Origin of the sequence: Microbacterium sp. MAH-37, from assembly GCF_009758255.1 — a bacterium.
Taxonomy (GTDB): domain Bacteria; phylum Actinomycetota; class Actinomycetes; order Actinomycetales; family Microbacteriaceae; genus Microbacterium.
Genome location: NZ_WSEN01000008.1, coordinates 385,286 through 393,638, shown reverse-complemented (window position 1 = coordinate 393,638; position 8,353 = coordinate 385,286). Strand labels below are relative to the sequence as shown.

Below are 8,353 nucleotides of genomic sequence, written 5' to 3'. Positions count from 1 at the left end.
CGCGCTCGAAGGCTCAACACCCATCCAACGCGTTCACAACCTCACGGGGAAGAACAGCTAGACCCGGCCCACGTACCCCGGGATCTCCGCGCGGTCCACGCCGAGCGCATCGACTGCGGCGACGTACTCGCGCGTGAGTTCCAGCATCCGCTGGTGGCGGTGCGGCGCATCCAGGCGCGGCGCCACCACCGTACCGCCTCGTCCCCGCGTCTCGACGAAGCCGTCGGACTCGAGCTCACGGTAGCTGCGCGCCACCGTGTTGGCGGCGAGGCCCAGCGACGCCGCCAGGGTACGGACCGGTGGCAGCTTCGTGCCCGGCCGCAGCGCACCGCTCGCGATCCGCTCGCGCAGGCCCTCGCGGAGCTGCTCGAACGGCGGAGTCGCCGACCGGGTGTCGGTGACGATGTCGAGCTCAGGCATGGGGACCTCCTGAAGCGACGGTATCAGCGCGGGTCGTAGCGGCGCGGACGGTGCGTGCGGGCGACGAGGTCGCGCAGGCCCTCGAGCGCTGCGGGGGCGGCGCCGGCCGCCCGCGCCTGCACAAGCACGTTGCCCAGTGCGGTCGCCTCGACCGGTCCCGCGAGCACCGGGAGCGCTGCGCGATCTGCTGTCACCTGGCAGAGCAGGTCGTTCAGCGAGCCGCCGCCGACCAGCTGGATCGCGTCCACGCGCCGACCGGTCAGTTCTGTGGCCGTGGCGACGGCGTCGGCGAATGCCGCGGCGATCGACTCGACGATCGTGCGCACCAGCGCCGGCCGGTCCCGCGGCACCGGGCGCCCGGCCGCTCTCAGCACGGCGGCGATGCGATCCGGCATCCCGCCCGGTGCTGCGAGGCTCGGGTCGTTCGCGTCGAACAGGGGGAGCGCGTCATCGACGGATGCCGCCTGCGCGAGCAGGGAAGGCAGGTCGATCGGTGCGCCGTCCTCCGCCTCCCAGGCCCGCACGCTCTCGCTGAGCAGCCAGAGACCCGTCACGTTGTGCAGGAAGCGGATGCGGCGGTCGACGCCGAGCTCGTTGGTGAAGTTCGCGGCACGAGCGGCGTAGGTCACGACGGGCGCGTCGAGCTCCAGCCCGACCAATCCCCATGTGCCGCACGAGATGTAGGCCGATGACGGCGAGGGCAGGGGCGCCGCGACGACCGCGGACGCGGTGTCGTGCGAGCCGACCGCGACGACGGGCAGGTCCGCGCCGACCCGCGCGGCGACTGAGGGCACCAGATGCCCGGTCACCGTCCCGGCATCGACGAGCGGCGGCAGGATGCCGGGATCCACGCCGATCTGCTCGGCGAGATCGCGGTCCCACTCCCCGGTGCGCACCGAGAGCAGTCCGGTCGTGGAGGCGTTCGTGCGCTCGGCGACCCGGGCCCCCGTGAGCAGGAAGGCGAGCAGATCGGGGATCAGCAGTGCGGTGTCGGCCTCCGGCGTCCGCTCGTTTGCAGCGAACTGGTACAGCGTGTTGAACGGGAGGAACTGCAGGCCGTTGCGGGCGTACAGGTCCTCGAACGGGACGACCGCGTGCACCTTCGCGACGCCGCGCGCGGTGCGCGCGTCGCGGTAGTGGAACGGCTCGGCCAGCAGCTCGCCGTCTCGGAGCAGGCCGTAGTCGACCGCCCACGAGTCGATGCCGATGCTCTCGATCTCCGGCTCGCGCCGCACCGCCTCGGCGAGACCGTCGAGGACGTGTTCGAGCAGGACGCCGAAGTCCCAGTGCAGGCCGTCTTCGCGCTGCACGGGCCCGTTCGGGAACCGTGCGACCTGCTCGAGCTCGAGCACGTCGGCGTCGACACGGCCGATCATGACCCGGCCGCTCGTCGCCCCGAGATCGACGGCGGCGAAGGCCCGGATCATCGCTGGTGTCCTACGTCTCGTCGCTGCGGGTCTCCGGGTCCTGAGCGAGCGGAGCGAGACGAAGGGCGCTCAGGAGCCGGATGCGGGGAGCGTGGAGCCGGATGCGCGGCGTGGTTCCCGGATCCTGAGCGAGCGGAGCGAGCGCCGTGCTGAGCGAGCGAAGCGAGTCGAAGTGACGAAGGGCGGTGGCGTCCTTCGTCTCGTCGCTGCGGGTCTCCGGGTCCTGAGCGAGCGGAGCGAGACGAAGGGCGCTCAGGAGCCGGGTGGGATGGCCGAGCCGGTACGGCGGCGCTCATCGGAGGAACGCGGCGGCGACGCCGGAGTCGACCGGGATGTGCAGTCCGGTGGTGCGCGACAGCTCGGGGCCGGTGAGCACGTACACGGCGTCTGCGACGTTCTCGGGAACGACCTCGCGCTTGAGGATGGTGCGGTTGGCGTAGAACTGGCCGAGGTCCTCCTCGGCGACGCCGTAGGTAGCGGCGCGGTTCGCACCCCAGCCGCTGGCGAAGATGCCCGAGCCGCGGACGACGCCGTCGGGGTTGATGCCGTTCACGCGCACGCCGTGCTCGCCCAGCTCGACCGCCAGCAGTCGCACCTGGTGCGCCTGGTCGGCCTTGGTCGCCGAGTAGGCGATGTTGTTCGGGCCGGCGAAGACGGAGTTCTTCGAGGAGATGTAGATGATGTCGCCGCCGAGCTTCTGGTCGATGAGCACGCGCGCGGCGGCTTTGGAGACGAGGAACGAGCCCTTCGCCATGACGTCGTGCTGCAGGTCCCAGTCCTTCTCGGTGGTCTCCAGCAGCGGCTTGGACAGTGAGAGTCCGGCGTTGTTCACGACCAGGTCCACGCCCCCGAAGGCCAGCACCGCCTCGTCGAGCGCCGCCTGCACGGCATCCGCGTCGGCGACGTTCGCGGCGACGCCGATCGCGACGTCCGCGTTCCCGAGTTCGGATGCCGCGGCCTGCGCCTTCTCGAGATCGAGGTCGGCGACCACGACGCAGGCGCCCTCGGAGGCGAGGCGGGTGGCGATGGCCTTGCCGATGCCGGATGCGGCGCCGGTGACGAGGGCGACCCGGCCCTGGTGCGACTTCGGCTTCGGCATCCGCTGCAGCTTGGCCTCCTCCAGCGCCCAGTACTCGATGCGGAACTTCTCGGCATCCGAGATCGGCGCGTAGCTGGAGAGCGCCTCGGCGCCGCGCATCACATTGATGGCGTTGACGTAGAACTCGCCCGCGACCCGCGCGGTCTGCTTGTTCGCGCCGTAGGAGAACATGCCCACGCCGGGGATGAGGACGATCAGCGGATCGGCGCCGCGGATCGCAGGGGAGTCGGCCGTCGCATGCGCGTCGTAGTAGGCCTGGTAGTCGGCGCGGTACTCGGCGTGCAGCTCGTGCAGGCGCGCGATCTGCTCCTCGAGCGACGCCGTGGCGGGCAGGTCGAGGATGAGGGGCTTCACCTTCGTGCGCAGGAAGTGGTCAGGGCAGCTCGTACCGAGAGCCGCGAGCGCGGGAGCCTTCTCGGATGCCAGGAACTCCAGCACCGCGCCGGAGTCGGTGAAGTGCCCGAGCATCGGCTTGTCGGTCGACGCGATGCCGCGGATCGTCGGGGCGAGGGCGGCTGCACGTGCGCGCCGTTCCGCCGACGGCAGGGCCTCGTAGCCGGCGCGCACACCGCCGAACGGCTGCTCCGCTCCGTTCGACGCGATGTAGGCGGCGGCGGTGTCGATGATCCACAGCGAGTTCGCCTCGGCCTCGTCGCTCGTGTCGCCCCAGGCGGTGATGCCGTGACCGCCCAGGATGCAGCCGACGGCCTGCGGGTTCTGCTTCTTGATCTCCGCGATGTCGAGCCCGAGCTGGAAGCCGGGGCGGCGCCACGGCACCCACACGACCTTCTCGTCGAAGATGGCCGTCGTGAGCGCCTCGCCGTCGACGGCCGTGGCGATCGCGATGCCGCTGTCGGGGTGCAGGTGGTCCACGTGCGCGGCATCCACCAGACCGTGCATGGCGGTGTCGATCGACGGGGCGGCCCCGCCCTTGCCGTGCAGGCAGTAGTCGAAGGCGGCGACCATCTCATCCTCGCGGTCCACGCCGGGGTAGACGTCGACGAGCGCGCGCATGCGGTCCAGACGCAGCACCGCGAGACCGGGCTCGGTGAGCGTGCCCAGGTCGCCTCCGGAGCCCTTGACCCACAGCAGCTCGACGGGCTGTCCGGTGACCGGGTCGGTCTCAGCGCCCTTCGCCGAGGTGTTGCCGCCGGCGTAGTTCGTGTTCTTCGGGTCGGCGCCGAGGCGGTTCGAGCGCGCGATCAGGGCGGCGGCGGTGGGGTTGGTCATGACAGCTCCGTCGATCTCTCTTGAAGAGTGCGAGTTATGAATCGTTTCAAGAATACGGCGGACGGACGCCGGAATGCAAGACCCCTCAGGTCAGGGTGTCGGGCCGCCGGGGGCCGCCGTCGACTCCCGCCACTGGATCGCGTGCAGATCGGCGGGCCGCGACGGTGCCTCCTCGCCGCGCACGGCCGCGATGAGTCGCTGCATCGAGTAGGCGCCGAGGCGCTCCCGGTCCTGGGTGACGCTGGTGAGCGAGGGGGAGAGGAACGCGCTCTGCGGGTGGTCGTCCCAGCCGGTGATGCTCATGTCGTCGGGCAGGGTCCAACCGCGACGAAGGGCGGCCCGGATCGCACCGGTGGCTATCACGTCGTTCGCCGCGATCAGCGCGAGCGGCCGTGCGTCGTCGGGGAGGGCGGCGACGGCCATCTCGCCGGATCCGCCGCCCCAGTCGCCGTCGACGACGCCGAGCGAGGTCAGGCCGAGTCTTTCGACGGTCGCCCGATAGGCGTCGCGGCGTGCCCGCGCCGACGGGAAACGCGGGTCGCCGGCGACGTGCAGGAAGCGGCGATGCCCCAGGGTGGCGAGCCGTTCCATCAGGGTGACGATCGGCTGCGCATCGGCGAACTCGCCGGCCGCGTGCATCTCGTCGTCGAACTCGCCGACGGCGAGGATCGCGGGGGCGTCGGCGGGGGAGTCCGCCGTCGGCAGCGGCGTGAAGGCGAGCACCCCCTCGTACTGCCCCGAGTCGCGCACCTCGGCGACGCGCTCCGCGCGGGCGGCCGGTTCCTGGGGCAGGCTCACGACCTCGACGACGTACCCGGCTTCCTCCGCTGCGGCTGCGGCGCCGGGGATCAGGGAGAGAGGGATGGCGCTGGCGATCGGCACGACGATCGCCAGCCGCCCGGTGCGCCGGGTGCGCATGGCGCGCGCGGCGAGGTTCGGCCGATAGCCGAGATCGGATGCCGCGCGCAGCACCTTGTCTCGCGTGGCATCCGAGATGCCGGCGCGGCCGGTGAACACGAACGAGACCGTCGACTGCGAGACGCCCGCCGCCCGGGCGACGTCGTGGCTGGTGGGGCGCTCGCCCATCGGCATCCTCCTCTTGACGGACTCGGGATCTGTCCGCCATGCTATCCATACGATTTAGTAATACGTAGTAGTGGATGGAGGAGACCATGCTCAGGATCGGGATCATCGGCACGGGCGGGATCGCGGACGCGCACATCAGCGGCTACCGCGCCTTCCCCGAGCAGTGCGAGATCGTGGCGCTCGCCGACGTGCTGCCGGGCCGCGCCGCGCAGAAGGCCGAGGCGTTCGGCCTCGCCGCCGCGGCATACGACGACCCGGCGGCGATGATCGCCGAGGCCGGACTCGACGTGGTGAGCATCTGCACGCCGCCCTCGACGCACGCCGCGCTCGCGATCGCCGCACTGGATGCCGGCATCCATGTGCTGGTCGAGAAGCCGATGGCGCCCTCGCTCGAGGAGTGCGACGCGATGCTCGCGGCGCAGGAGCGCTCGGGTCGCATCCTCTCCGTCGTCGCGCAGAACCGGTTCCGCGACGACCTCGCCACGCTCAAGCACGTCGTGGACTCGGGGCTGCTCGGCTCGATCTCGCACGTGCGCGTGGACTCCGCGTGGTGGCGCGGGCTGCCCTACTACGACCTGTGGTGGCGCGGCACCTGGGAGAAGGAGGGCGGCGGCTGCACGCTGAACCACGCCATCCACCACATCGACCTGCTGCTCTGGCTGCTCGGCCGGCCCACCGAGATCACGGCGATGCTCGCCAACACCCAGCACGACAACGCCGAGGTCGAGGACCTGTCGGTGGCCGTGCTGCGCTACGACGACGGACTCGCCCAGCTGACCAGTTCGGTGGTGCACCACGGCGAGGAGCAGGAGATCGTGATCCAGGGCGCGAACGCCCGCATCTCGCAGCCCTGGAAGGTCGCAGCCGAGCGGTCCGCCCCGAACGGCTTCCCGGTGCCGGGCGGCGACGTCGATGTGGTCGCACGCATCGAGGCGCTGGTCGCGGAGCGCGAGCCGCTCGCGCACCTCGGCCACGAGGGGCAGATCGGCGATCTGCTCACCGCGATCCGCGACGGGCGAGCACCGATCGCTGACGGGCAGGACGGCCGCAACGCTGTCGAGGTCGTCGCCGCGATCTACCAGGCCGGGTTCGAACGGCGTCATGTCGCGCTGCCGCTCTCGTCGGCGGACCCGTACTACCGGGCGGGACAGCTCGTGGAGAACGCACCGCACTTCCACGAGAAGCAGCGCTCCCTGATCGAGGCCGCGTCGTGAGCGCCACGAGTTTCCCCGGCGGCACCTCGGTGTCGCACCTGGACGTGTACGCCGACGCTGCGGGCGACGGCGTGTGCGGCGGCAGCCCGCACCTGCATCTCGTCTCGACGGAGGCGTACCTCGTCGTCTCGGGCGAGGGAGCGCTGCAGACCATCGACGGCGAGGGATACCGCGAGACCCCGCTCACCGCAGGGTCGGTCGTGTGGTTCACCCCGGGCACCATCCACCGTGCGGTGAACCTCGGCGACCTGCGCGTGGTCGTGCTGATGAGCAACGCCGGACTGCCCGAGGCCGGCGATGCCGTGATGACCTTCCCGGCCGAGATCGTGGCGGATGCCGCGGCCTACGCCTCAGCCGTGTCATTGGGCGCCCCGGAGGAGCATGCCGAGCGTGCGGCGCGACGCCGCGACCTCGCGGTCGCCGGATTCGAGACCCTGCGCGACGCCGTGCGCGCCGGCGACCGGGCGCCGCTGGAGGCCTTCCACGCAGCGGCGGGTGCGCTCGTCCGAGAGCGCGCGGCGGAGTGGGTCGACCTGGTCAGCGCCGGACCGCTCGCCCAGGCGCAGGAGTCCCTGTCGCGGGCATCCGCCGTCGCCGTCGGCGATGTCTCCCACCTCTCGTCCGCCCGCGTGCACGAGGCGACCGCCTCGGCCGGCGAGCGGCGCTTCGGAATGTGCGGCCGCCTCCGCACCTACGACGTCACAGATGTTCCCACTGATCAGGAGTCCTCACGATGACCTTCACCTTCGACCCCCTTCCCACTCCTGTCGTGGGGCCCGGCGAGTTCGTCTTCGCCGCCGTCGGTCTCGATCACGGGCACATCTTCGGCATGGTCGAGGGGCTGATCGGCGCCGGTGGGACGCTCTCGCTCGTGCACGACTCCGATCCCGAGCGGGCGGCCGCATTCGCCGCGCGCTATCCGGGTGCGCGGGTCGCGGCATCCGAGCACGAGGTGCTCGACGACCCCGATGTGCGGCTGGTCGCCAGCGCGTCGATCGCGGGCGACCGTGCACCGCTCGGCGTGCGGGTGCTCGACGCGGGCAAGGACTTCTTCGGCGACAAGCCCGCCATCACGAGCTCCGCTCAGCTCGCCGCCGCGCGCGCGGCCGTGGAGCGCACTGGCGGGATCTTCGCGGTCTACTACGGTGAGCGACTCCACTCCGAGGCCGCGCTGCTCGCCGGCCAGCTCATCGACCAGGGCGCGATCGGGCGAGTGCTGCAGGTCGCCTCCTTCGGGCCGCACCGCGTCGGCACCGGTCGGCCGGACTGGTTCTTCGAGCCCGACCGCTACGGCGGCATCCTCTGCGACATCGGCAGCCACAACTTCGAGCAGATGCTGCACTTCACGGGCGCAACCGGCGGTGAGATCGTCAGCGCGACCGTCGCCAACTACGCGCATCCCGAGACGCCGGGTCTGCAGGACTTCGGCGACGCCCACGTCGTGCTCGACAACGGCACCACCGGGTACGTCCGCGTGGACTGGTTCACCCCCGACGGACTCGGCATGTGGGGCGACGGGCGCACGCTCATCCTCGGCACCGACGGATACATCGAGCTGCGCAAGTACATCGACATCACCACCGACAACGGGGGCGACCAGGTTCTGATGGTGAACCAGGACGGCCAGTACCGGTTCGACGCCGCAGGGAAGACCGGGGCGCCGTTCTTCGGCCGGCTGATCCGCGACAGCCTGGACCGCACCGAGACCGCGATGACACAGGCGCACGCGTTCATGGCCGCGGAGCTGAGCATCCAGGCGCAGGAGCAGGCGCGGGTGCTGGCGGGAGCGCCGGAGGCGGTGGCATCCGCCCACTGAGCGCATCACGCGAGGACAGGACGGATACCAGGATCGTCCTGTCCTCGTGTGCGGGGGCGAA

The 8,353-nt window shown here is 71.3% G+C and carries 7 protein-coding genes; 3 read left to right on the top strand and 4 right to left on the bottom strand.

The window, feature by feature from the left end; genetic code table 11:
- Positions 1-57: 57 nt before the first annotated feature.
- The 4 genes from GON06_RS12180 to GON06_RS12165 form a co-directional block, all read right to left on the bottom strand.
- On the bottom strand, positions 58-420 hold the full coding sequence (locus tag GON06_RS12180) for a GntR family transcriptional regulator (protein ID WP_157312542.1): 363 nt from the start codon (positions 418-420) through the stop codon (positions 58-60).
- A gap of 23 nt (positions 421-443) precedes the next feature.
- Positions 444-1,847 carry a rhamnulokinase gene (locus GON06_RS12175; RefSeq protein WP_157312541.1) on the bottom strand — a complete coding sequence of 468 codons (1,404 nt, stop codon included), beginning with the start codon at positions 1,845-1,847 and terminating at the stop codon, positions 444-446.
- 292 nt (positions 1,848-2,139) lie between these two features.
- Complete coding sequence (locus tag GON06_RS12170; protein ID WP_157312540.1) at positions 2,140-4,176, bottom strand: bifunctional aldolase/short-chain dehydrogenase; 2,037 nt, start codon at positions 4,174-4,176, stop codon at positions 2,140-2,142.
- A 90-nt stretch (positions 4,177-4,266) separates the two neighbouring features.
- Positions 4,267-5,262, bottom strand: coding sequence for a LacI family DNA-binding transcriptional regulator (locus GON06_RS12165; protein ID WP_157312539.1), 996 nt, complete (start codon positions 5,260-5,262; stop codon positions 4,267-4,269).
- An 86-nt stretch (positions 5,263-5,348) separates the two neighbouring features.
- On the opposite strand from GON06_RS12165, the gene GON06_RS12160 reads away from it, so the two are divergent.
- Genes GON06_RS12160 through GON06_RS12150 form a run of 3 tightly spaced genes read left to right on the top strand, consistent with a single transcriptional unit; the run spans position 5,349 to position 8,292 of the window.
- Positions 5,349-6,476: a Gfo/Idh/MocA family protein gene (locus tag GON06_RS12160; RefSeq protein WP_157312538.1), complete on the top strand. Its 1,128-nt coding sequence runs from the start codon at positions 5,349-5,351 to the stop codon at positions 6,474-6,476.
- Positions 6,473-7,213, top strand: coding sequence for a cupin domain-containing protein (locus tag GON06_RS12155; RefSeq protein WP_332837473.1), 741 nt, complete (start codon positions 6,473-6,475; stop codon positions 7,211-7,213). The genes GON06_RS12160 and GON06_RS12155 overlap by 4 nt, the downstream gene beginning before the upstream one ends.
- Positions 7,210-8,292: a Gfo/Idh/MocA family protein gene (locus GON06_RS12150; RefSeq protein ID WP_157312537.1), complete on the top strand. Its 1,083-nt coding sequence runs from the start codon at positions 7,210-7,212 to the stop codon at positions 8,290-8,292. Before GON06_RS12155 ends, GON06_RS12150 begins: the two co-directional genes overlap by 4 nt.
- Positions 8,293-8,353: the final 61 nt, after the last annotated feature.

What these genes read in the sequence shown, in the direction of transcription:
- GON06_RS12175 (WP_157312541.1), bottom strand. Translation starts at nt 1,847, where the DNA reads ATGATCCGGGCCTTCGCCGCCGTCGATCTCGGGGCGACGAGCGGCCGG.
- GON06_RS12180 (WP_157312542.1), bottom strand. Translation starts at nt 420, where the DNA reads ATGCCTGAGCTCGACATCGTCACCGACACCCGGTCGGCGACTCCGCCG.
- GON06_RS12165 (WP_157312539.1), bottom strand. Translation starts at nt 5,262, where the DNA reads ATGGGCGAGCGCCCCACCAGCCACGACGTCGCCCGGGCGGCGGGCGTC.
- GON06_RS12170 (WP_157312540.1), bottom strand. Translation starts at nt 4,176, where the DNA reads ATGACCAACCCCACCGCCGCCGCCCTGATCGCGCGCTCGAACCGCCTC.
- GON06_RS12160 (WP_157312538.1), top strand. Translation starts at nt 5,349, where the DNA reads ATGCTCAGGATCGGGATCATCGGCACGGGCGGGATCGCGGACGCGCAC.
- GON06_RS12150 (WP_157312537.1), top strand. Translation starts at nt 7,210, where the DNA reads ATGACCTTCACCTTCGACCCCCTTCCCACTCCTGTCGTGGGGCCCGGC.